The organism is Streptomyces sp. NBC_00016 (assembly GCF_045040885.1).
Lineage (GTDB): Bacteria > Actinomycetota > Actinomycetes > Streptomycetales > Streptomycetaceae > Streptomyces > Streptomyces coriariae.
The window spans coordinates 798,834-822,632 of record NZ_CP108304.1; the positions used below are offsets into that span (position 1 = coordinate 798,834).

Below are 23,799 nucleotides of genomic sequence, written 5' to 3' on the forward strand. Positions count from 1 at the left end.
GCATCGCTGAACTGAACCTCCAGCCCCACGGGCGCGCCCGACTGCGATCGACCCGACCTGACAACTCACACGGCGTCATAGAGCTGTCGGCCTCAGCCGCAAATGGGCGACAGCTCTATGCGCTACCTGGTGTCACACCCTGAACGGGCCAGCCCTCAAGCGTGTTCCTCTCGGCTCCGCAGGCCGTCCAGCGCGGCACGGGTCGCGCGGGCGTCAGGATGGTGCTCTCCCAACACTCTTGTTTGGCCAGCCGCCGCGCTCTCCAACGCTCTTCTCGCTCCCGCGACATCACCCGCTTGCGCCCGCCGCCGACCCAGTTCCGCATAGCTGACGAGCGTGTGGGGATGCTCGGTGCCCAGCACACGCAACCGGTCCGCCAGTACGTCCTCCAACCCTGACAGGGCTGCCTCCAGGTCGCCGTGCTCTGCCTGCCAACGGGCGAGCTCGTGCCGGGTCGCCAGCGTGTCGGGGTGATCGGCACCAAGAATGCGGCTCCGGTCCGGCAGTACGTCCTGGAGGCCCCGCACCGCACCCTCCGGATCTCCTCCGTGCCCGCTCCATCGAGCGACCTCATGCCTGGTGGTGAGCGTATCCGGATGATCCGGCCCGAGAACCCGAAGCCGGTCTATGAGGAGTACCTTGAAAGCGGCGGCCGTATCTATCGACCCATCGGCCTCGCCGCTCCACCTGGACAGGTTCGCCCGGGTGTCGAGTACGTCCGGGTGATCGGGCCCCAGCACCTTGATCCGGTCGCGCAGCAGGTCGCGGAAGGCTGCGGCGGCGCCCCTGGCGTCTCCGGCCTTGCCCCGCCAGTACGCAAGGTTGCTCCGGGTGGCGAGGGTGTGGGGGTGGTCGGCGCCCAGAATCCGAGTCCGGTCGACGAGTAACTGTTCGAGGGCTCGTGCCGCGCCGGCGCTGTCACCCGCTTCCCCTCGCCAGTAGGCCATGTTGTTACGTGTGTTGAGCGTGTCGGGATGGTCCGGGCCGAGGACCCTGAGGCGATCCTCGAGAAGCGCCTCCAGTGCTTGGGCCGCTCCCGTCGCGTCTCCTGCTTCCCCACGCCAATACCCGAGGTTGTTGCGGGCCTTGAGTGTGGCGGGATGGTTGGCCCCCAGCACATCGCGCATATCTTCGAAAACCTCTTCAAGGCCTTTCGCCGCAGCGGTGGCATCACCTTTCTCGCCGCGCCACCGGGCAAGCGTTGCCCGGCTCGCCAGGGTGTCGGGGTGCAAGGGGCCCAGTACGCGCCGTCGAGCGGCGAGAACGTCCTGCGTCGCGGCCAGCGCGCCACCCGCGTCACCCGCGTGGCCTCGCCATCGGGCCAGATCCTGGAGACTGGCCAAGGTGCTGGGATGCTCCGGGCCGAGCAGACTGGACTGTTCGGCCGCCACCTGCCGCAGCGTGCGCACGGCGGCTGCGGGGTCGCCGGCGTGACCTTGAGCCCGTCCGATCCTCGCCCGGGCTGCCAGCATCTCGGGATGGCCGGGGCCGAGAAGGCGTAAAGCGGAAGCGGCCATCTCTGTCCAGTAGCCGATCGCTGCCGCCTGCAAGCCGGCGTCGAACAGGCTGTCACCGGCGAGGTACAGCAAACGGTAACGGTTCGACGTCCAGAGATGGTCCCCGAGCGATCGCGACAGCGCGTCGACGTTGGCGCGCAGCACCGCCACCAGGTCGGCGTCGAGGTAGGTATGGGCCGGCCAGATTTCTGCAAGAGCGTCTGCCGCCGCGTCCGCCGCCTGCGCAAGATCGCGGGGATCGGCGGACTCCCGTACCGCCCGAGCGGTCACCGCATGAACGCCTACGACACGAAGGCCGCCCGCCGAGTCGATGTGCAGCAGACCGTACGAGTGCAATGCCAGACATGTCTCCCAGACGTCCTCCGGCGACGGCATCGGGGCGACTTCGCCGGAGGCGTTCGGTCGAGCCGCATGTGCGGCGGCTGCGTGGGTGTCCCAGACACTCACCGGATGACCCGCCGGATCGAGGAGCGAGGCCATCTCCAACACTTTCCGGGCGGCGCCTACGGGAGGCAGAGCGGCGGCGGCCTCCAGACCGAGCGTAAGCGTGACCGCGACAGGACGCCCGTAAGCCTCGGTGTCCGCCCACCCCGGCAGCAGTTCTGCCAGCGATGCTGACTGCTCCACGTAGCGTGCGAGGTAGTCGGCGCAGGTGAAACGTTGTTTGCGGATCAGGTAAGCGGCGGCGTGCGATAGCGCCAATGGCAGGTGCCCGAGCGCCTCGGCAAGGTCGTCGACCGATGTATCCACCAAATGGCCGAAGCCGGCCGACGACAGCCGCTGACGTAGGTAGGCAACAGACTCTTCCGGCTGGAACGTCCTCACATCGACCACATCTCTGCCTCCGCCGCTCAGCGCGGGCTCCTTCCGCCGAGTCGTGGCAACCACGTGACCCCGGTCACCGGGTCCACGCGGCCAGAGACCGTCGACGTCGCGCATGTCCGCTATGTCGTCAAGAACGACCAACCACGATTTCGTTCCGGCGGTCAGCCAGGACAGCAGGACCTCAGCGTCGTGGACGACGTCGTTCCCGGTGATTCCGTGGATGGCGAGGCGACGTGCCGCATCGGCGTAGGTCAACTGGATGGACTCGCGCGATATGGCAGTCACCCAGATGACGACGTCCCTCCTGTCGCCCTGCGGATCCAGCGCCCGATAGGCGAACGAGGCCGCGAGTTGAGACTTGCCGGCGCCACCTCCCCCGACCAGTACCTGCGTCGGTACCACTCCGGGGGCAGGGGGCCGCACGGAGATCAGCTTGTCACGTAGCGAAGCACGGGGCTGGAACGCCGAAGCCAAAGCCGGAAGAGTTCCTACGACGACGGGCCAGGGATCCGCAGGCTTGGGGACCCCGTGAAAGTTGATCTGCGTGTTCCCGCCTGAGCTGTTCACCTGGGAACCGTGTGCGGTGTCTGCGGACAAGGCGGGCACCACAGGAGCGAGCGGCGCTCGCGAAGGGCCGGCCGATGCCGCCGCACCATCGCCGTCGGCCGAACCCGGGCGGGCCCTGCTCATTCCAGACGCCATGCTCGTCGAGCCCTTGACACTTGGTTGTCTGCGGGTGCGGCTGCCAACCTTCCGGCGCGCGCTGGAGCGGCAACGCTACTCGCCGGTGAGTGCGGCTCACAAGGGCGCGTAAGGGGGCGCCCGGCAACCTGGGGCAGCGCCCTTCCCCCTTCGCCCTTCGCGCGCCTGACCGCCGCAACCCGATCCCGCTAGCATGGCGGCGGGAGCGGATACGTCGTGCAACCGGGGGTATCTCATGGAACTTGAAGCAGCGTCAGTAGTCATCGGAGCGCTTGCGGCCGGAGGTGCTCAAGGTCTGCAGGACACGGCGAGTGCAGCGGTGCGGGACTCCTACACCCGCCTGCGCGAGCTGGTGGTGGCCAGGTTCCGGGGGCACCGCCGGGCAGAGACCGTGCTCGACGACTACCTCGAGGATCCTGAGACGTGGCGCACACCGCTCGAAGTCTTCCTGCGGGAAACGGGAGCGCTGAGCGACCCAGCGGTCCTGGAAACCGCGCAACAACTGATGTCGTTGCTTGATCCCTCAGGCGCCACGCGGGGACAGTATGCCGTCAATATCCACAACTCTTCCGGTCTGCAGCTGAACCATCAGGGTGGAAACGTGCAGGTGAACAACTTCAAGGGCTGACACCGACGATGGGGGGCACCGTAACCGTCGTGGGTGCCGGCTTGTCAGGGGCGGCGGCGGCATGGCTCTTGGCGCGCCGGGGATTCACGGTCGAGGTCTACGAACAGGCGCACGTGGTGGGTGGTCATGTGCGCACGGAGTGGTTCCGCGGCATCCCCTACGAGCCGCATGGAGCTCATATCTTCCACACCAACCATCGCTCTGTGTGGGACATCGTGTCGCGGTCCGTCGAATTTGCCCCCTATCGACATCGCGTCCTCACCCGGCTTCGCGGTCACCTGGTTTCCTGGCCGCCGCAGAAGGCCGAGCTGTGCGCCCTGGCGGACTTCGCCGACATTGCACAGGAGTTGACGGATCGTCCCGGTACCGTGAATGAATCCGACTTCGAGTCCTACTGCGTCTCCGTGCTCGGTCCGACGCTCTACGCTGAGAGCGTTCGCGATTACACCGAGAAACAGTGGGGGCGCCACCCTCGCAGCTTGTCGGCAATGGTCGCAAAGGGACGTGTGGAGCTTCGGGACGACGGTTATGCCCTTCTCTTTCGGGACACCTACCAGGGATGGCCGCGCCGGGGCTACGGAGAACTCGTCGAAGCACTCCTCAGCCGGGCAATCGTGCACCTCGGCTCCAAGGTCACTGTCGACGACCTATCGGAAATAGCCCGAGCGGGCCAGCCGGTAATCGTCACCTCGGCCTTGGACGACTTCCTCGGTGAGCCCGACGCCCTTCAGTGGCGCGGCGTGCGCCTGCAACCGGTATATCTGCCTCAAACCACCCTGGCGCAGCAGGCGATGGTCGTCAACGAACCCGCCGCAACCACCGCGTGGACGCGGTCGATAGAGACGAAGTGGGCGCTTGGTGAACTGCACGACGTACCGGGCACCATTGTGATGCGGGAGTATCCCGGCGCCCAGGCCAAACACTATCCGGTGCTCGACTCGGCCGGCGAGAACCGAAGAGTTCAGCAGGAATTTGAACATCGGCTGCGCGCGTACTCCAGAAACCAGATCCATCCAGCCGGTCGATTGGCCACCTACTCGTACATCAACATGGATGCCGCCATACTGAGCGGGCTACGGGTCGCGGAACAAATAGTGGCTCAGGGAATCAGCTGACCTAGTGCTCCAGCCGTAGATCGTGATCTCGATGGTGAGGGGCGCCGAGGCCAGGGTGGATCATCTCGCCCGAGATCGCCCACGCCGTCACGGGCGTCGGCTCCTTCTTCGTCTACCCGAGTTCACCGAGACGGAGGGCGTCCCGTATCTCGCTGAGCTTCGCGGTCGTTGCCGGGGTACGCTCGTGCGCTTGTTCAGCGAGTCGGAGGGCGTCGTCAATCTCGCTGAGCTTCAGGGAGGACAGGACGGCCTCCCGCTCTATCAGGTCGTCCCGGGACACAGTGGTCAGCCACGTGCACGGGGTGAAGCCTGGACGCGGGAACGCGAGCCGCAGCACGCCTTCGAACGGCAGTCCTTCACCGGCGCCCACCATCACTTCGATGCCCAGACCACTGATGTCGACGCCCGCCGGAGCAACGACCTGCATCACCCGGATCCCGGACGTGTCCTCTCCCGACAGCAGTACGACCAACCTCCGCTCGTCGAACTGAACCCACCAGACTTCGCCACGTTGCACAAGTCCTCCAAATACAGGACGGCAGGCAGACACTGCGCGACCCTGACGCGCTGTGGAGACGGGCGCGGCCACCGTTGATCATCGGTGTGTGAAGACAAACGATCATGCGGTGGCCGCGGTTCACAGCGTAGACCCTGCCCGCCGGCAGGAAGCGTTCGAGGGCCTGATGAGCCGGATAGCGGGACGGTTCACGCGGGTGGAATCCCGGCGCCGGGCCCGGAAGTTGGTACTCGGCCCGCTGTCCGACCTGCCGCGCAAGAACTGCTGGACCATCGCCGAATGGGCCGGGGACAAAACCCCGGACGGCATGCAGCACCTGCTCGGGCGGACCAAGTGGGACGCCGACCAGGTCCGCGACGACGTGCGCGCCTACGTGGTCGAGCATTTGCACGACGACGAGGCAGTCCTGGCTGTCGACGAGACCGGCGACGTGAAGAAGGGCACCGACACTCTCGGTGCTCAGCGGCAGTACACCGGCACCGCGGGCAGGATCGAGAACGCCCAGGTCGCCGTCTATCTGGTCTACGCCGGCCGCCGCGGGCACGCCGCGGCGGACCGGGAACTGTACGTTCCGCGTTCCTGGACCTCCGACCCCGACCCCGACCGCTGCCGGGCAGCCGGCCTTGGCGACAAGACGGAGTTCGCGACCAAGCCGGAGCTGGCCGCTCGCATGGCCGATTTCTCGACGCCGACCACCGGGCCGCCTGGGTCGCGGGAGACGAGGTCCACGGCGGCAACCCGAGGCTGCGCGCTGGCGCACGCCTTCCTCGCAGTCGTCCACGCGAACGAACACGACCGTCATCCCTCACCCGACGAGCTGATACCGCTCACCTGCAACGAGATCCAACGACTGTTCATCACGCTTGTCATCCAACGCGCCTTTGACCCTGTCCACCGGCTTCGCTGCCCGTCTGGCGACGCCGCCACCAGGCTCGATCCCAGACCAGCCACTACCGGCGACAAGCCGCTCAAGCATGAAGATCACGATCTACGGCTGGAGTACTGGTGCTCCTTGCTCACCGGCAGGAACGGCTGCGTTCGGCGGGTCACGCGACGATCGCGTGGTCCGCGCCCGCGATGGTCTGGCCGAAGCGGGCCGGACCGTACGGCTAGCGGCCGGCCCGGGGCATCCGGACGACCGCGACTCCGCCGTCCAGGTCCACCGTCGTCCGGTTGGGAGGTGCGCCGTCCTCCTCGTCGTCCCGCATCACCAGAGCCGACCGGCGCTCCTTGAGCTCGTTCTGCTTCCCGGGCGAGAAGCTCGCGTGGAGTTGCTCGAACCCGGTCGCCGATATCTGGCCCTGCCGGGCGCTGTTGCGCCAGGGCAGCAGCCCCGCCCGCCCGGCGCGGAGAACCAGCTGGTCGGCGAAGGCCACGACGGTCAGCAGAATGACCAGCCCGGGTAGGGTCACGAACACGGCGAATCCCATACCGCCATTATCCGAGCCTGGACGCGGGGTGGACAGGCGGCCTCGGCGGATTCCCGGGGCCGATGTCCGGGGTCGGTGTCCGGAGCCGATGTCCGGGGTCGGTGACCGGGGTCGTCCAGGGCCGCCGGGCGGGCGGTTACGGCTTGCGTCCCACGCCGCAATAGGCGTCGACGGCGGCGAAGTTGGCTGAATCATCGGGGTTCGCGCGCCACTTCGTGACCTGGACGATCCCCGGTTCCACCAGCTCCAGCCCGTCGAAGAAGCCGCCGATCTCCTCGACGGCGCGGACGTGGTAGGGCACGGCGCCGCTCGCGTTGTACGCCTCCGACGCGGCGATCATGCCCTCGCTGGTGGCCGTGCTGTCGCTGATCACCAGGTGGCTGCCCGAGGGAAGACCGGCCATGAGCCGCCGGACCAGGTCGCGTGCCTGCGCGTAGTCGCCGACGTGGCCGAGCGTGTTGAGGATCATCAGGGCGACCGGCCGGGAGAGGTCGAGCGTTCCCGCGGCGGCTTCCAGCACGGCTTCCGGGTCGTACAGGTCCGCGTCCAGATAGGCGGTCCTGCCTTCCGGTGTGCTCGTGAGCAGGGCGTGCGCATGGGCCAGGACCACGGGGTCGTTGTCGACGTACACGATCCTGGCGTCCGGGGCCACGCTCTGCGCCACCTGGTGGGTGTTGTCGGCGGTGGGCAGCCCGGTACCCACGTCCAGGAACTGGCGGATGCCCTGCTCTTCGGCGAGGTGCCGCACCGCGCGTCCAAGGAAGTACCGACTCGCGACCGCCACGTCGACGAGGCCGGGGAAGATCTCCTTGATGTGGTCGCCGATCTCCCGGTCGACCTCGTAGTTGTCCTTGCCGCCGACGAAATAGTTCCAGAACCGGGCCGAGTGCGGCTTGGACGTGTCGATCCGGCCGGGTGTTCCGGCGGTCGTGGTGGTCTGGGAAGTCGGGTCCGACACGGCAAAGCCTCCTGCACGGCTACGTAGTTGATCAGGGCACCAACGTAGGCGAACTTTCTTTCCGGGCAGGGAAGTTGAGAGCGCTTACTGTCGTCTGCCGTGCCGTTTCGGCCATTCGACAGCTCCGTGCGGCGCGTCGGCTCCGGTGAGCGGTTTCTCGAGGGTGGTCCACGATGGCGGACGGTGAGCGACGGCCGCGGCAGCGCGGCGCGGGTTCGTCATGCGCCGCGCGAGCACCCGCCGGCGGGCTGGCGGTTCAGCCGGCGCTGTAGCCGAGTTGGCGCCTCATGTACGGCGTCATGAGGGTCTTCGCCTTCGCCAGCACCGAGGCGCGACCGCCCAGTACGGCGCTCTCGCCGCCCGGCACGGGCAGCACGGTCAGTCCGTCGGCGGGGCCGAAGGGCACGATGAGCGGGGTGCGCTGGACCGGCCGGTAGAGGCGCGGTTCCTTGCGGTGCCGGCCGGAACTCCTCAGGTGGACACGGATGTTGTGCGCCGCGAGATCGGCCTGGGCCAGCGCGGCGGGGGTGATCTTGAGTTCGGTGGCGTCGTTCACGTCACCGACCGCGAACACGTCCGGGCGCCCCGCGACCCTGAGCCTCCGGTCGACCTTGATGTGTCCGGCCGCGTTCAGCCAGTCGCCGTGTCCGGCCAGTCGCAGCCAGAGGGTGTTGGGTGTGGTGCCCGTGGCCCAGAAGGAGAGGTCCGCGTCGATGATGTTGCCGCGCGCGTCGCGATAGGTGCCGAAGTCGTTTCCGGGCGACATGAACGAGTCGAGGCGCACCTCCACGTCGTGGGACTCCAGCCAGGCCAGTGCCCGGCGCCCGGCCCGCCGGCTGCCGGCGGAGTTCAGCAGCGCCGCCCCCGCGTGGGCGAGCGTGACCCGGGCGTCCGGCCGGGCCAGGCGTATCTCGGCGCTGAGCTCGACGCCGGAGGGCCCGCCGCCGACGACGAGAACGTGTTCGGCGGCGGCGATCTTGCGCTGGTGGCCCGCGAAGGACTTGATCGTCTCCTCGGTGGTGGTGCCGGTGAAGCGGGCCGGTTCGGGGTAATCGGCGCCGGTGGCGATCACGACGACGTCGTAGGGAAGCCGCTCGCCCGTCGCCAGGACGACCTGCCGTTCGTCGGTGTCGACGCGGACCGCCTTGCCCACGACGATCCTGCCGTCGCGCAGCAGCCGGTCGTACGGGATGAAGGGGGTGACCGACCACTCAGGGCGCACGCCGGCGCGGAGCGAGGCGATGCGGTGGAAGAACACCTCTTTACGGTCCACCAGGGTGACCCGGGCCGTCGCGTCCAGTCGTTTCGCCAGCCGGACGCCCGCGTATCCTCCGCCGATCACCACTATGTCGCCGTCGCGCACGCGCGTCTCCTGAGCATGGGGGAAGCGAGCGGCCGCGCCGTGGGGACTTCCTCGACCACTCGAACTGCCGACGAGCGTAGCGCTTGAACTTTTAAGTTCACGTGGAGGCGTGTGCAGCTGTGTGCACGTTCGGTGAAGCCGTGCAGCCGTGAAGTCACGCGGGGTTCAGGTGCGCGCTGGGTCAGGTGGCGCGCGGGGTTCAGGTGGCGCGCGGCCAGGCGCGCAGCAGCGCGGCGATCCTTGCGGCGGTGCAGGACGGATCCCGCAGCAGGTCACGCAGGGCCACCGCGTCCTCGCGGGTGGGCTTGACCGGGATCCCGGAGGCGTCCAGGTACATCACGCCCGTCGCCGCGGCGACGGCCATGTTGGACCGCTCGAGCCAGCGGCAGCGGCCGAGGACGTGCACCAGGGCGGCGGCGCGGGCGTAGGGCCCGTCGTAGACGGGCTGCTCGAGCAGTTCGGCGCGGTGGCAGGCGACCGCCGCCACCGGTACCCCGTAGTCCTCGGGGGTGGGGTCGGCCGCGCCGGCGATCTCGGCGACCTGGAGGATCCAGGGGACGTCGATGTGGAGTTCCATCAGGCGGCGTGCGCTCCCGGGACACGCCGGTCGGCGTCCTCGGCCTCGTCGAAGACAGCCTGGTGCTCGTCCAGGAAGCGCCGTGCCGCGTCCAGGCCGCGCTGCCGCAGCCCGTCGGCGTCCTCGCGGACCAGGGCGGCGATGTACTCGCCGAGCGGCAGACCACGGTCCTTGGCCCGGGCCTTGGCCAGCTCCGCGATCTCGTCGTCGACGCGCGCACCCAACTGTGTCTTCGCCATACGCCGACGGTAACAGCTGTTACCAGCCCGCGGCAGCCCCCTTCTTCAGCGGCGCAGGTTCGCCGCGCCCGCGGCCGCGACGACACGGTCCCGCTCGGACCGCGCGAAGAGGCCCTCCGCCAGCCAGACGTCGGCCAGGGCACGCACCGCCTCCACGAAACGGGCGGCGGTCGCGAACGGCGCCTGCTGCCAGAGGACGTCGAGGAAGGTCAGGCCGTCCCCGCGGGCACGGTTCGCCACCCCCGAGTCGGTGGTGCCGAAGACGACGACCGGCTCGGTGCGCCTGAAGTAGGCGTGGTACGCGGCGTCGTCGGCGAGGTGGAACGGGGCCAGGGTCAGACCGTGCGTGGTGAAGTGCTGCGGGCGTCCCTCGGGCCGGACCGAGTCGGCCAGATCGCCCCGCAGGGTGAAGTCACGGTAGAAGGAGAACTGCCGGAGTGTTGTTTCCCGGCTCCGCGCGACCAGCAGGACCGGCCCGTGGAACAGCGACTGGACGGTGGGATCGTCCAGCGCCCTCTCGACGCGCAGGCGGTAGGGGGCCGAGACCGTGACCCGGTCGCCGCGCCGCCAGTTCCTGCTCAGGGTGAGGTAGCTGCCGGGCACGGCCCGAGCCGGTTGCGGGACACCGTTGACCGCGACGGTGAAGCCCGCGGTGGCCCAGGACGGCACCCGCAGCTTCAGATCGAGTGCGCCGCCGCCCTCACGGAACGTCAGGGTGCGCACGCCCTCGGTCGGATAGGTGCTCGTCTGCTCGATGACCAGCCCCCGTTCCGGAAGGCGCAGGGTGGAGGCGAGGTGGAGGTTGACGTAGACCGCGTCGCCGTCGGCGGAGCGGAAGTAGACCGAGTCCTGGTACTTGGTGTGGTTCTCCATACCGGTACCGCCGCAGCAGGTGCCGGTGTTGTCGTACTCGCGCACCACCCCCGGCCCCATGCCGACGAAGTAGGTGACCTCGGGACTGTCCGTGCCGGGGGCGTCCCGGCGGGAGGCGAGGATGTGATTGGTCAGGCCCCGCTCGTAGTGGTCCATGTAGGCGGGGTCCGGCTCGTGGAAGAACAACTGCCTGCTCAGCTTGAGCATGTTGTACGTCGCGCAGGTCTCGGCGTTGTTGTCGCCCAGGGTGGCCGCGATGGCGTTCCGGGCCCGGAACATCTCGCCCTGGCCCGTGCCGCCCAGGCTGTACGTCCGGGGGCCCGCCACCATGTGCCAGAAGTTGCGGGCGGCGGCCGCGTACTTCTCGTCCCCCGTGTGGTCGAACAGCCGCACATAGCCGGTGAACTGGGGAATGTGCTGGTTCGCGTGCCGGCCCTCCAGGATGTCCCGGCCGTCGGCGCAGGCGTCCAGCAGCGCGGTGTTGTCGAAGCAGCGGGCGGCGGAGAGGTGCTCCGCCCGGCCGGTGAGGGCGTGAAGATCCGCCATCACCTCGTTCATCCCGCCGTACTCACCGGCGATGTAGATCGACCACATGCGCTCCAGCTGCGCCTTCGGCAGCCGTCCCAGCCTGCTGTGCACCCAGTCGCCCATCTTCGAGACGATGGCGAGGGCCTGTGCGTTCCCGGCCAGGGTGTACGCGTCGAGGAGCCCACGCATGATCTTGTGGCAGGTGTAGTAGGGCGCCCAGATGGTGGGGTAGGTCGTGTAGCTCTCCAGCAGGATGAACTGCGTCTCCGGGTACGCCGCCAGATAGCCGGGGTGGCTCGGTCTCGGCGAGCCGTGCTCGGCCAGGGCCTGCTGGCATTCGCCGAGCGCCGCCACCAGCTGGTCGAGCTTGGCCTTCAGGGCCGCCTCGCGCGTGTCGGCGTACGCCTGGGAGACGAGGGTGAGGAAGTGGCCGCCGTAGTGGCCGCGCAGATTGCCGTCGGCGGTCTCCCAGCCGCCCGGCGGCCGGGCCCCTCGGGTGTCGAGCCCGGCGTTGGCCCGGAAGACGGCCAGGATGCGGTCGGCGGGGTAGGTCCTCGCGTAGTCGAGCATCAGATCGCGCTTGCGACGAAAGACACCGTCACCGAGGGTCACCTGGTCCAGCGGGAAGGGACGCACCGCCCAGGTCGCCGGGACGGCTGCCGGGACGGCTGCCGGGGCAGCGGCGGACGGGACATGTGACGGAGTCCCGGCGAGCGGCGCGGTGGCGGCGTCGGTGGTGGCGCTGGACGTGGTACGGGCTGTCGCCGGGGTCGCGTGCAGCAGCGGGGCGGCGGCCGCGGTCCCCGCGGCCAGCCTCAACAGATGTCGGCGAGTGGGGGGTTGGGACATGCTGGGCTCCGTTTGTGTGTGGGGGGGTGGGACGGAAGCGCGTGGTGGTGGAAGGTGTCGGTGAGAGGGGCGGGCGCGCGTGGTGGTGGAACATGTCGGGGGGCCGGACACGCATGGTGGAACGTGTGGGGCGGGCGTCGCTCGCTGTACGCGCGCACTGCCGGTCGCCCACCGGTGCACGACTACTCCCCGGGGGGCGCGGTCGGCGGCTCCGTCGTGGTCGGCAGCCATACGCGCATCGTCGAGGGCCCTCGGCGCGCCCAGGAGTGGTAGGGCACCAGGACGATGCCCGCGCGCTCGGCAGCGGGGGCAGGGGTCTGGCCGAGCGGCTGGTAGGGCCAGGTGGCGTCGTGCGGCTCGTCGTGCGGGGCGACGAGTTCACCGGGCGCCAGGACCGTGTCGTCCGGCCCGTCCTGCGGCGCGGCGGACGGATCCACGCGTACGGCGTCGACCTCGTGCCCGTCCGGCAGGTCCACGGACTCGGCGCAGTACACCAGCGGACCGCGCTGGACGGCGGCGGTGCCGCGCACCGCGTCGATGCGCGGGTCGGGCGTGATCCAGCGCGGGATCACGGGCAGTTCGAGCCGTACCTCGTCGCCCGGCCGGAACAGCCGGGTGACCGTGGCCGTGCCGGGTGCCACGGCTCGGCGCGTGCCGTCCGGGCCGACCAGCCGGGCGGGGGCACCCTGCGTCCACGCGGGGACGCGCAGCGACAGCGTCCAGGGGTGGTCCGGCGACCGGTCGACGCGCACGCTCACGTTCCCGCCGGTGGGGTAGTCGGTACGGACGCGCAGCGCGACGCCGTGGCCGGCCGCGAGGGAGGTGGCGATCTCGGCGTCGGCGTACTGGTGCAGTTGGATGCCGTGGTCGTCCGCCGTCGCCAGGTAGCCGGGCAGCAGTGCCAGGGTCCGGGACACGTTGGTCGGGCAGCAGGACACGGCGAACCAGGGGGCGCGCAGGCTCGATTCGGCACGTGGGCTGTCGGCGTCCGGCGACGGTACGGTGCCGCGGCGGCGCCGGTGCAGGGTGTTGGCGTAGAAGAAGGCGCGGCCGTCCTCGGACGGGGAGGTCGCGACCACGTTGAACAGGGTCCGCTCCGCAAGGTCGGCGTAGCGCGGCTCGCCGGTGGCGAGGAGCAGCCGCCAGCTGAGCATCACGGAGGCCACCCCGGCGCAGGTCTCCGAGTAGGCGCGGTCCGGCGGCAGCACGAAGTCGTCGCCGAAGGACTCGTCCCGGTGGTGCGAGCCCATGCCGCCGGTCAGGTAGGTGCGCCGGGCCACCCCCGTCTCCCACTGCCGTACGACCGCGTCGAGCAGGGCGTCGTCCCCGGTCTCCACCGCCACGTCGACGGCGCCGGCCGCGAGGTAGAGGGCGCGGACGGCGTGGCCGCGCAGCGCCGTGGCCTGTCGGACGGGCAGGTCGTCCTGGTAGTAGACGCGGCCGAACTCGGGGTCGGCGAGGGTGCCGTGCCCGCGGCGCTCGACGAAGAGCGCGGCCTGGTCGAGGTAGCGCTGCTCCCCCGTCGCCCTGGCCAGTTCGACCAGGGCCGTCTCGATCTCCGGGTGCCCGCAGACGCCTTCCCTGCCGCCCGGGCCGAAGGTGGCGCACACGTGGTCGGCGGCCCGCCGGGCGATCTTCGCCAGCTCGCCCTCGCCGCGGGCCCGGGTCTGGGCGACGCCCGCCTGGATCAGGTGCCCGTAGCAGTACAGCTCATGGCCCCATTCGAGGTCGCTGTAGCGGGGCTGCTGACCGGGGCGGCCGAAGGCGGTGTTGAGGTAGCCGTCCGGTTCCTGGGCGGGGGCGATGGCCTCGGTGAGCGCGGCGATCCGCGTGTCGAGCGAGCCGCCGGGAGACTGTCCGGCCTGCCAGGCCATGGCTTCGAGCAGTTTGTAGACGTCGGAGTCGGCGAACTCCCGGCCCCGCCGGTCCCGGTGGATCCGGCCCTCCACGGCGGCCCGGAAGTTGCCGATCCAGCCGACGCGTTCCATCCAGTCCCGGCAGTGGTCGAGTGTGGCGGTCGCGTTGGTCTGCCGGCGTCGGGCCCAGAAGCCCCCGGTGATCCGGACCTCGTCGAGGCCGAGCGGCCGCAGCCGTCCCCGGCTCGGCGCCACCGGCACAAAGGATGAGCGCACCGTGTTCTCCCTCACCAGTTCATGCCTTCGGTTCGTCCCTTCGGTGGGTCCGTCAGGTGATCGCGCGGGTCGGGCAGCGCTTCAGCCCTTGAGCGCGCCCGACATGAAGCCCCGTACGTAGTGCCGTTGCAGCAGCAGGAAGAGGAGCAGGCAGGGCACGGCGAGCACCACCACCCCGGCTTCGGTGGCGCCGTAGTCGACGGCGCCCATGCTCTGCTGGCGCAGGTTCGCGACGGCCAGCGGCAGCGGCGCCTTCTCGCTGTCCGAGATGAGGATCAGCGGTGCGATGAAGTCGTTCCAGGCCGCGAGGAAGGCGAACAGCCCCACCGTGATCAGCCCCGGCCGCACCGCGGGAAGGAGCACCCGGCGCAGCGCGCCCGCGGTTCCGCAGCCGTCGACCAGTGCCGACTCCTCCAGTTCGCGCGGCACCGCCTCGAAGGAGATCCGCATCATGAAGGTGGCGAACGGCAGTTGGAACATGGCCAGCACCAGGCTCAGCCCGAGCAGCGAGTTCTGGAGGTGGAGCCTGCCGAGCAGCACGTAGAGCGGGATGAGGAGCGTGGCGTACGGGACCATGAGGATGGCCAGGGTCAGCAGGAACAGCAGGTTCTTGCCCGGGAAGTCGAAGCGGGCGAAGGCGTAGCCGCCGAGCAGGGAGACGCCGAGGGTCAGCGCGACGGTGAGCGCGGAGACGATGGTGCTGTTGCCGAGGTACCGCCACAGGCCGGCGTCGTAGTCGAGCAGCGTGCGGTAGTTGCCGAGGCCGTAGCCGGTCTCCTGCGCGGTGCCGGGCTGCCCGTCGACCGAGGCCCAGGCGTTCCACAGCAGCGGGAAGAGGAAGATGACGGCCAGTCCTGCGGCGACGACGTAGTAGGGCGTCCGGCCGAGGGCTCTGGTGAGCACCGAAGTCTCCTGTCTCGAGCGGGTCATGACTCGTCGGCGCGGCGAAGACCGCGGAACTGCAGGGCGTTGAGCAGGAGCAGCGCGGCCAGTACGACGATCGACAGGGCCGCGGCGGTGCCGAGGTTCAGCCGCTGGAACGCCTCGCGGTAGATCAACTGCACGACGGTGACGGTGCTGTTGTCGGGTCCGCCCTTGGTGAGGACGAAGAACTGGTCGAAGGCGAGCAGTGATCCGGTGACGCAGAGCAGCAGGGAGAGGGCGAGCGAGGGACGCAGCAGCGGCAGCGTGATGGAACGGAAGACCTGGCCGCGGCTCGCGCCGTCCATCCGGGCCGCCTCGTACACCTCGTGGGGGATGCGCTGGAGTCCGACGAGCAGGATCAGCATGTAGAAACCGGCGAACTTCCAGACGACGAGGAACACCGTCGACAGAAGGGCCGAGGTCGGCGTGCCGAGGAAGGAGACCGGGTCGTCGACGAGGCCGAGCCGCTCCAGGAAGCGGCTGAGCGGCCCGGTGGTGGGGCTGTAGAGGCCCCAGAAGAGCAGCGAGGCCGAGGCGAGTCCGAGGGCGCCGGGCAGGAAGTACACCGTACGGAAGAAGCCGGCGCCGGGGCGGGACTCCTGCACCAGCAGGGCGAGGAGCAGCGCCAGGCCGAGCAGGACGACCGTGACGATCCCCGTGTAGAGGAGGGTGAAGCGCACGGCCGGCCAGAACAGGGGGCTGTCGGTGACGTCGGTGTAGTTCTCCGGGGCGTTGCCGCCCCGGTCTCCGGCGAGCAGCGGCCAGTCGCTGAGCGACATCCGGCCGACGAGGAGGAGGGGCAGCAGGAAGAAGACGGTGACGAACACGGCCGTGGGGGCCGCGTAGCCGAGGCCCTGGATCGTGCGGGAGTGCCGGCGGGGCGCGGCGGTACGGGGTCGGCGGGCCGGGCGACGCACCACGGGCCGGTCCGCGGTGGTCGCTCGGTCGGGCGCCTTGACCTGCATGGCTCTCCTCTGCCGGGTGACGTGGGAGGGGTCGTGCCGGGGTCCGTGCGTCCGGTGGTGCATCCGGTGCGTCCGGTGGTGCATCCGGTGCGTGCGGTGCGTGCGGTGGGTGCGGTGCGTGCCGGTCAGTCGGCCAGTGAGGCGGTGACCGCCTCGTTGTCCTTGTCGACGGACGTTCCGTCGCCGAAGACGGCGTCACGCATCAGGGACAGCCAGGGCCCGTTGGGGTCGTTGAAGGTCTGGCCGAACTTCAGGGCGTACGGGGTGCGGCCGTTCGCCACGAGCTTGTTGATGGCGACGAGGCGCGGGTCCGCGGCGGAGTACTTGTTGGAGGCGAGGTCGGTGCGGGCCACGACGTCCTTGTGTGCGGCGACGACGTCGACCTGGGCTTCGTCGCCCAGTGACCAGGCGAGGAAGTTCCAGGCCTGGTCGGCCGACCCGCTGGTGGCGGAGATGCCGATGGCGTCACCGCCGACGAAGGTGGAGCTGCCGCCGTCGGGTCCGGGGATGGGTGCGACACCGAGGTCCAGGTTCTTGGGCATCAGACCCAGCGTGGTCGACGGCATGGGCATGACGCCGACCTTTCCCTTCGGGAAGACGCCGGTCCAGGTGGTGCCGGTCTCGTCGCGTGCGCCGGGGGCCACGATGTCGTCCTTCACCCAGCCCCGGTAGGTGTCGTAGACCTTCTTCGCGGTGGCGGAGTCGAGGTTCGCCTCGGTTCCTTCCTTGTTCAGGACCTCCTCTCCCCCGGCCCAGATGGACGGCCACCAGGTGAAGACGCCGCAGCCACCGCAGTTGCCGCCGAAGAAGGTGCCGTCGACGCCGCCGCCCAGCGCGTCCACGGCCCGTGCCTGCCGGTCCCACTCGCTCAGCGTGGTGGGCGGTTCGGCGGGGTCTAGCTTCGCCTTGCGGTAGAGATCCTTGTTGTAGAAGAGCACCGACAGGTCGAGGGTGTGCGGGACGACGTACTTCTTGCCCTCGTAGGTGCCCGCCTTGATGTGTGACTGGGCCAGGTCGGCGGCGAAGGGCAGGGCGTCGACGCGCTCGGTGAGGTCGGCGAAGAGGCCGCTGGTGGTGTAGTTCGGCACGAACACCACGTCGGAGGCGAAGAGGTCGGGGAGGTCCCGGGAGCCGGCCGCCGCGCCGACCTTGGCCTGGTAGTCGTCGGTGGGGACGACGGTGAGCTTGATCTTGTTCTTGTGGGCCGCGTTGTACGCCTCGACCAGCGCCTCGCTCTGCGGGCGGGTGGCCGCGCGCGTCCACATCGTCAGTGTGGTGCCGTCGTCGACGCCCTTGGCGTCCGCTGCCCCGCCCCCTCCCCCGCCGTCCGAGTCGCCGTTCCCCGACCCGCAGGCCGTGAGCAGGCTCGCCGCGGCGAGGAGCGCGACGGCGCCGGTGGTGAGCCGGCGGACGGGTCCACGTGGTCCGGTCGTGCTCCCCATGACGATCCCCCTTGGATGGGTTCTGCGACGGAAAGAAACCGAAAAGGCTTTCTGAAAAGTAGAACCCGGCTCACGACCCGTCAATCCCCTTGCAGGCAACGGTTGTACGGGCCACCGCACCGGGAGGCGCCGAAAACTGTGAAAGCCTCCTGCGGGCACCCCGGCCGAAACATCTCGCGTACGGTTTACGCACGCGCCGCGAGACAGGAGAACCTCCATGACACCGGCCGTCGGCCCCTCTCGTTCGCAGCCCGCCACGCTCAGCGATGTCGCCCGGCTGGCCGGAGTGTCCATCGCCACCGCGTCCAAGGCCCTCAACGGCCGCACCCAGGTGCGCGCGGAGACACGGCAGCGGGTGATCGAAGCGGCCGAACGACTGGCCTTCCGGCCGAACCAACTGGCCCGCGGGCTGCTCGTCGGACGGTCGGGCACGGTCGGACTGCTGACCAGCGACCTGGAGGGCCGGTTCAGCATCCCGATCCTGATGGGTGCCGAGGACGCCTTCGGGGCCGGCGAGGTCGCGGTGTTCCTGTGCGACGCCCGCGGCGACGCGATCCGCGAGCAGCACCATGTCCGCGCACTGCTGGGGCGCCGCGTCGACGGTCTCATCGTGGTGGGCAGCCGGACCGACCCCCGGCCCTCCCTGGGGCGTGAGCTGCCCGTGCCCGTCGTCTACGCCTACGCGCCGTCGGACGATCCGGCCGATCTGTCCATCGTGCCCGACAGCGTCGACGCCGGCCGGATCGCGGTCGAGCACCTGCTGGCCTGCGGCCGCACCCGGATCGCGCACATCACCGGCGACCCCGGGTACCTCGCGGCGCAGGAGCGGGCCGAGGGCGCCCGGGCCGCGCTGGCGGACGCCGGTCTCGCCCCGGTCGGCGAACCGCGGTTCGGGGCGTGGTCGGAGGGCTGGGGGCGGGCGGCCACCGCGCTGCTGCTCGACCGGCATCCGGATCTCGACGCCGTGCTGTGCGGCAGCGACCAGATCGCCCGTGGCGTCATGGACGTCCTGCGCGAGCGGGGCCACCGGGTTCCGGAGGACGTGGCGGTCATGGGCTTCGACAACTGGCAGGTTCTGACCGCCGCCTCGCGGCCGCCGCTGACCAGCGTCGACATGAATCTGGAGCAGGTCGGCCGCGCGGCGGCGCACGCCCTGTTCGGCGCGATCGGCGGGGTGCGGCGCTCGGGTGTGGAGACCGTGCGCTGCCGCGTGGTGATCAGGGGGTCGACGGCGCCCCTGTCCTGAACCTCCCGCCGCCCCGGACTCCCGGGCCTCCCGCTGCCCCGACCTCCTTAACCTCCTGAACCTCCTGGCCTGCCTTCCCGGTCCGATCCGGTCCGCACCGCCCTCTCTTGACACTTCATCAGGTCGCTCCTACGTTGCGAAAACCTTTTAGGTCAGTTTCCGTTTCGCATGTCAGGCACATGCCATTGCCCGCTCGCCGTCACCCTGACAGGGAGCACCTCATGAAGCGCCTGCTCGTCGCACTCGTGCTCATCCTCTGTTCCGTCTGTTCCGTGACCCCGGCCGCCGCCGCGCAGACGATCGGGTTCCCCTCCTTCAGCGGCCCCGCGATCCCGGCTCCGCCCGTCGCCTACACACCGGGCGACATGATGCGGAGCATCTACGACGCGGAAAGTTCGGGAACCGATTTCTGGATGGACCGTCTGCTGGCCCGCACCGGCGACGACCCGGCCGGGCCCTGGCTGATGAGCCGGGGCCGGGCGGTCTTCATGAAGACCCACAACCCCGCGGTCCTGGGCTTCGGCGGTCATGTCGCCTACTGGGAGAGCGTCAACGACAACAACGCCTACACCGTCGCGATCAGCCCGGGAACCTTCACCGAACAGGTCGCCCAGCGCCGGCAGGTGCCCAGCCACTGGAAGAGCGTGCACACCAACGGCTCGATCACCGTCACCCAGACCAAGTTCATCACCGAGAACAACGTCGCCGTGACCAACCTGTCGATCAGGAACAACGGCACCGGCTCCACCACCCTCCAGTTACGGGCGACTTCGCCGATCGCCACCACGGGTACCGGCAGCGAGCTGACCGGGCAGGTGAACGCCTACAACAACCTCACCACCATCCGGCCGAGACTCACCGGCGACGGATTCAGCGTGTCCAGCGGCGGCCTGAACCGGTCCGTGACCGTCGGTGCCGGAGCCACGGTGACCGCGAAGGTGGTGATGGGCTTCGTCACCGACGAGATCCCCGAGTCGCTCACCGAGTACAACGCCTACGCCGGCTACTCCGACACCACCGCCTTCGCCACCCACGTCAAGGCGTACAACCTGTGGTGGGCGCAGAACGTGCCCTACATCGACGTGCCCGAGCCCGCGATCAAGAAGAACGTCTACTACCGCTGGTGGCTGATGCGCTTCAACAACCTCGACGCCGACATCCCCGGGCAGACCTTCCAGTTCCCGACCTCGACCGAAGGCGTCCTGGGCTACAACAACGCGATCGCGCTCACCCAGCCCATGCACATCGACGACCTCAAGTACCTGCGCAACCCGGCCTACGCCTACGGGGACTGGCTCAGCGCCGGCCAGACCTCCAAGGGCGGCCGCTTCCTGGACAACCCCGGTGACCCGGAGAACTGGTCCAACAGCTACACCCAGTACATCGCCGAGGCGGCCTGGAAGAGCTACCAGATCCACGGCGGGCAACCGGCGATCGCCGGCAACCTCGCGCGCTACGCGGAGGGAGACGTCAAGGGACAGCTCTCCTACTACGACCACGACAACAACAAGCTCATCGAGTACGACTGGGGCGCTCTGACGGGCAACGACGCCGACGCCGTCTCCTTCCACTGGAAGCCCGGGAACATGGACCGCGCCGAGTCCGCCTACCAGTACAGCGGCGCGCTCGCCGCCGCCCAGGCCTACGAGGCGGTCGGCAACACGTCCAAGGCCACCGAGATGCGCACCCTCGCGACACAGATCAAGGACGCCATCGTCAACGTCCTGTGGAACCCGAACCGGCAACTGTTCGAGCACCGGCTCAAGTCGACGAACGAGTGGGTGCCCTGGAAGGAGATCAACAACTACTACCCGTTCGCGGTCGGAGCGGTCCCCGACACCGCGACGTACAAGCAGGCCCTGCGCCTGTACGACGACCCGGCCCAGTACCCCGTCTTCCCCTTCTACACGGCCAACCAGGTGGACAAGAAGGCGGCGGCCGACGCCGGGAACCCCGGCTCCAACAACTTCTCCACCATCAACTCGACCGTGCAGTTCCGGCTCTACTCCTCCGTGCTGCGCAACTACCCCAACTCGTGGATGAACGCGACCGACTACAAGAAGCTGCTCTACTGGAACACCTGGGCGCAGTACATCGGCGGCAACACCCAGTGGCCGGACGCGAACGAGTTCTGGGCCGACTGGAACGGCACCGGGATCGACTACCGGTCCTGGATCCACCACAACATCCTGGGCAGCAGCAACTGGACGGTGATCGAGGACGTCGCCGGGCTGCGGCCGCGCAACGACGCGAAGGTCGAGCTGTCCCCGATCGACATCGGCTGGAGCCACTTCACCGTCAACAACCTCCGTTACCGGGGCGCCGACCTGACCGTCGTCTGGGACGACCCGGCCGACGGCGTGGTGCGCTACCCCGGCGTCCCGGAGGGCTACTCGATCTTCATCAACGGCAGCCGGGCCGCGACGGTCGGTTCGCTGGTGCCCTTCACCTGGGACCCCGCCACCGGAAACGTGACCACGAGCGGCACGGTCACCCACCACACGGCCGTCGCCGGACTCCAGGCCCCGAACCAGGTCGTGCAGAACAGCCCCCGGATGGTCGACATGCTTGCCAAGGCGGGCGTCGACCTGACCGCCGACCTCACCAACCTCGCCGCCGGGGCGACCGTGTCCGCCTCCGCCACCGGATCCGGCAGCAGCACCGCCGGCGCGATCGACGGCTACCCCACCAACGAGCCCTTCTGGGGCGCCGGCGGGTCCGCCAACAGCCAGGACTGGTACGAGCTGAACTTCGGCACCGCCCGCACGCTCGACGAGTTGCGCCTGTACTTCAAGGACAGCCGCCCGGCCAGTACGACCTACCGGGCGCCGTCCGCGTACACCGTCCAGTACTACGACGGCAGTTCATGGGTGAACGCGCCCGGCCAGACCAGGAGCCCGGCGGTGCCACGCGCCAACTACAACCTCGTACGGTTCCCGGCGATCACCGCCCAACGCGTACGGGTCCTGGCCACCAACGCCTCCGGCGCCAAGACGGGACTCACCGAGGTCAAGGTGTACAACCGGGGCGGTGTGCAGCCACCGGCCAACCTGGCGACGTCCGCGACACCGTCCGCGTCGTACACCTCCCCCTGGGAGGCCGTCACCGCCGTCAACGACGGCATCGACCCGCCGTCGTCCAACGACACGGCGAACCCGCGCTGGGGGACCTGGCCGGAGACCGGCCAGCAGTGGGCGGAACTGACCTGGCCGTCGGCCAGGACTTTGAACAGGGCCGAGGTGTACTTCTTCGACGACGACCAGGGCATCGACATGCCGGCCGCGTGGAAGCTCCAGTACTGGAACGGCAGCGCCTACGTCGACCTGCCCGGAACCGGCGGCTACCCGCTGGCCAAGAACCAGTACAACACCGTCGCCTTCACCGCCACGAGCACCACCCGGCTGCGGGTGCTGCTCACCGGCAACGGCACCAACTCCGTCGGCCTCCTCGAAGCAAAGGTGTACGGACCGTGACCCGTTCCAGATGCCTGGCCGCGCTCATCGCCCTGCTGACCCTGGCGGTCGCCCTCCTCGTGGCGCCGCCCGCCTCCGCCGCCGTCGCGTTCACCTCGACGGGGGTGAACCAGAACGGCGGCAACTGCCTCGATCTACCGGGCAGTTCGACGACCAACGGGACACAACTGCGCGCCTTCGCCTGCGACTCCGGAGCGAACCAGAACTTCGCCCACACCCTGGTCTCCGGGACGAGCGACACGTACACGATCACCACCCGGTCCGGCCAGTGCGTCGACGTCCACGGGGCGTCCACGGCGGACAACGCGGCGATCATCCAGTGGCCCTGCCACGGCGGGACGAACCAGCAGTGGCGGCTCGTCGCGGTGTCGGTCGGCGGCACCGACAAGACCTTCAACCTGGTCTCCGTGAGCTCGGGCAAGTGCGTCACGCCCAGCGGCGGGTCCTCGGCGTCCGGCACCGTTCTGGTGCAGCTGCCGTGCGCCGCCGCGAACGGCAGGGTGTGGCGGCTGCCCGGCTCCACCGGCGGCGGCACCGGTCCGCACACGTTCACCAACCCCCTGTCCCAGCACGGCCCCGACCCCTGGCTCACGTACTACGACGGCTCCTACTACCTCGCCACGACCACCTGGAACTCGACGGTCACCATGCGCAGGGCCGGCACCCTGGCCGGGCTCGCCACCGCCACCGACCAGGTGATCTTCAACCTCACCCGGCCCAACGGGGCGGGCACGATGTGGGCGCCGGAGTTCCATCTGCTCGACGGCCCGAACGGCAAGCGGTGGTACTTCTACTACACGGCCGGCCGTGAGCCCTACGACCTCGGCACCCAGCGCATCCACGTGCTCGAGAGCGCGGGCCTGGACCCGATGGGCCCGTACAGCTTCAAGGCCGACCTGCTCGACCCGACCCAGGACAACACCTGGGAACTGGATCCGGGGATCCTGCAGCTCAACGGTCAGCTCTACCTGTTGGGCACCTTCTACAACGGCTCGCAGCCGATGTTCATCCGGCCGCTGTCGAACCCGTGGACCGCGAGCGGCACCCGCCGAGTGCTGTCCACGCCGACCTACGGCTGGGAGACGGTGGGCGGCGCGGTCAACGAGGGCGCCGAGGTGCTCCAGCGGGACGGCAGGACGTACATCGTCTACTCCGCCAGCCACTGCTCCACGCCCGACTACAAGCTCGGGATGCTCACCTACAACGGCGGTGACCCGCTCAGCTCCTCGTCGTGGGTCAAGTCACCGAACCCGGTCTTCCAGCGGTCCAACGCAAGCGGCGTCTACGGCCCCGGCCACAACGGCTTCTTCAGGTCGCCCGACGGGACCGAGGACTGGATCGTCTACCACGCCAACAACTCCACGGGCGGCGGCTGCGACATGAACCGGACGACCAGGGCGCAGAAGTTCACCTGGAACACCGACGGCACGCCGAACTTCGGCACCCCGGTGGCTCTCGGCGTCACACTCACCGCCCCCTCGGGCGAGTAGCCGGCC

17 protein-coding genes and 1 pseudogene are annotated in these 23,799 nt (G+C 69.4%); 6 read left to right on the forward strand and 12 right to left on the reverse strand.

The features are described 5' to 3' along the window. Positions 1–155: 155 nt before the first annotated feature. Positions 156–2,909 (reverse strand): tetratricopeptide repeat protein, encoded by a 2,754-nt coding sequence (locus OG933_RS03695; protein WP_405625326.1) that lies wholly within the window; start codon positions 2,907–2,909, stop codon positions 156–158. 370 nt (positions 2,910–3,279) lie between these two features. On the opposite strand from OG933_RS03695, the gene OG933_RS03700 reads away from it, so the two are divergent. Both OG933_RS03700 and OG933_RS03705 read left to right on the forward strand, forming a co-directional pair. Further along, complete coding sequence (locus OG933_RS03700; protein WP_405625327.1) at positions 3,280–3,672, forward strand: hypothetical protein; 393 nt, start codon at positions 3,280–3,282, stop codon at positions 3,670–3,672. Positions 3,673–3,701: 29 nt separating this feature from the next. Beyond that, positions 3,702–4,787, forward strand: coding sequence for a UDP-galactopyranose mutase (locus OG933_RS03705; protein ID WP_405625329.1), 1,086 nt, complete (start codon positions 3,702–3,704; stop codon positions 4,785–4,787). Between the two features lie 112 nt (positions 4,788–4,899). On the opposite strand, the gene OG933_RS03710 is transcribed toward OG933_RS03705, so the two are convergent. After that, complete coding sequence (locus OG933_RS03710) at positions 4,900–5,304, reverse strand: type II toxin-antitoxin system PemK/MazF family toxin (protein ID WP_266552357.1); 405 nt, start codon at positions 5,302–5,304, stop codon at positions 4,900–4,902. A 166-nt stretch (positions 5,305–5,470) separates the two neighbouring features. Between OG933_RS03710 and OG933_RS03715 the strand changes: the two are divergent. Continuing rightward, positions 5,471–6,282 (forward strand): annotated as a pseudogene (locus OG933_RS03715) (IS701 family transposase). A 131-nt stretch (positions 6,283–6,413) separates the two neighbouring features. Here the strand turns inward: OG933_RS03715 and OG933_RS03720 are convergent. The 10 genes from OG933_RS03720 to OG933_RS03765 all read right to left on the reverse strand — a co-directional run bounded on the left by OG933_RS03720 (position 6,414) and on the right by OG933_RS03765 (position 17,584). After that, positions 6,414–6,734 carry a DUF6191 domain-containing protein gene (locus OG933_RS03720; RefSeq protein ID WP_405625330.1) on the reverse strand — a complete coding sequence of 107 codons (321 nt, stop codon included), beginning with the start codon at positions 6,732–6,734 and terminating at the stop codon, positions 6,414–6,416. A 136-nt stretch (positions 6,735–6,870) separates the two neighbouring features. Beyond that, positions 6,871–7,692: an SAM-dependent methyltransferase gene (locus tag OG933_RS03725; protein ID WP_362521792.1), complete on the reverse strand. Its 822-nt coding sequence runs from the start codon at positions 7,690–7,692 to the stop codon at positions 6,871–6,873. Between the two features lie 256 nt (positions 7,693–7,948). Then, complete coding sequence (locus tag OG933_RS03730; RefSeq protein WP_405625332.1) at positions 7,949–9,055, reverse strand: NAD(P)/FAD-dependent oxidoreductase; 1,107 nt, start codon at positions 9,053–9,055, stop codon at positions 7,949–7,951. Between the two features lie 199 nt (positions 9,056–9,254). Then, the gene (locus tag OG933_RS03735) at positions 9,255–9,632 is read right to left on the reverse strand and encodes a hypothetical protein (RefSeq protein ID WP_020126621.1); all 378 of its coding nucleotides are present in this window, start codon (positions 9,630–9,632) and stop codon (positions 9,255–9,257) included. Further along, on the reverse strand, positions 9,632–9,871 hold the full coding sequence (locus OG933_RS03740) for a hypothetical protein (RefSeq protein WP_142267766.1): 240 nt from the start codon (positions 9,869–9,871) through the stop codon (positions 9,632–9,634). The genes OG933_RS03735 and OG933_RS03740 overlap by 1 nt, the downstream gene beginning before the upstream one ends. 45 nt (positions 9,872–9,916) lie before the next feature. Further along, the gene (locus OG933_RS03745) at positions 9,917–12,121 is read right to left on the reverse strand and encodes a beta-L-arabinofuranosidase domain-containing protein (protein ID WP_405625334.1); all 2,205 of its coding nucleotides are present in this window, start codon (positions 12,119–12,121) and stop codon (positions 9,917–9,919) included. A gap of 182 nt (positions 12,122–12,303) precedes the next feature. Then, on the reverse strand, positions 12,304–14,253 hold the full coding sequence (locus OG933_RS03750; RefSeq protein WP_405625336.1) for a glycoside hydrolase family 127 protein: 1,950 nt from the start codon (positions 14,251–14,253) through the stop codon (positions 12,304–12,306). 81 nt (positions 14,254–14,334) lie between these two features. Beyond that, the gene (locus OG933_RS03755; RefSeq protein WP_054239106.1) at positions 14,335–15,156 is read right to left on the reverse strand and encodes a carbohydrate ABC transporter permease; all 822 of its coding nucleotides are present in this window, start codon (positions 15,154–15,156) and stop codon (positions 14,335–14,337) included. Between the two features lie 23 nt (positions 15,157–15,179). Beyond that, positions 15,180–16,142: a sugar ABC transporter permease gene (locus OG933_RS03760; protein WP_362521801.1), complete on the reverse strand. Its 963-nt coding sequence runs from the start codon at positions 16,140–16,142 to the stop codon at positions 15,180–15,182. A 125-nt stretch (positions 16,143–16,267) separates the two neighbouring features. Then, positions 16,268–17,584, reverse strand: coding sequence for an ABC transporter substrate-binding protein (locus tag OG933_RS03765; RefSeq protein WP_405625338.1), 1,317 nt, complete (start codon positions 17,582–17,584; stop codon positions 16,268–16,270). A 217-nt stretch (positions 17,585–17,801) separates the two neighbouring features. Here OG933_RS03765 and OG933_RS03770 point away from each other — a divergent pair, with 217 nt between their 5' ends. The 3 genes from OG933_RS03770 to OG933_RS03780 all read left to right on the forward strand — a co-directional run bounded on the left by OG933_RS03770 (position 17,802) and on the right by OG933_RS03780 (position 23,793). Continuing rightward, a complete protein-coding gene (locus OG933_RS03770; RefSeq protein ID WP_020126628.1) occupies positions 17,802–18,830 on the forward strand; it encodes a LacI family DNA-binding transcriptional regulator in 1,029 nt (342 codons plus the stop codon). Between the two features lie 221 nt (positions 18,831–19,051). Beyond that, positions 19,052–22,303: a discoidin domain-containing protein gene (locus tag OG933_RS03775; protein ID WP_405625339.1), complete on the forward strand. Its 3,252-nt coding sequence runs from the start codon at positions 19,052–19,054 to the stop codon at positions 22,301–22,303. Next, positions 22,300–23,793, forward strand: coding sequence for a family 43 glycosylhydrolase (locus OG933_RS03780; protein WP_405625340.1), 1,494 nt, complete (start codon positions 22,300–22,302; stop codon positions 23,791–23,793). Before OG933_RS03775 ends, OG933_RS03780 begins: the two co-directional genes overlap by 4 nt. Positions 23,794–23,799: the final 6 nt, after the last annotated feature.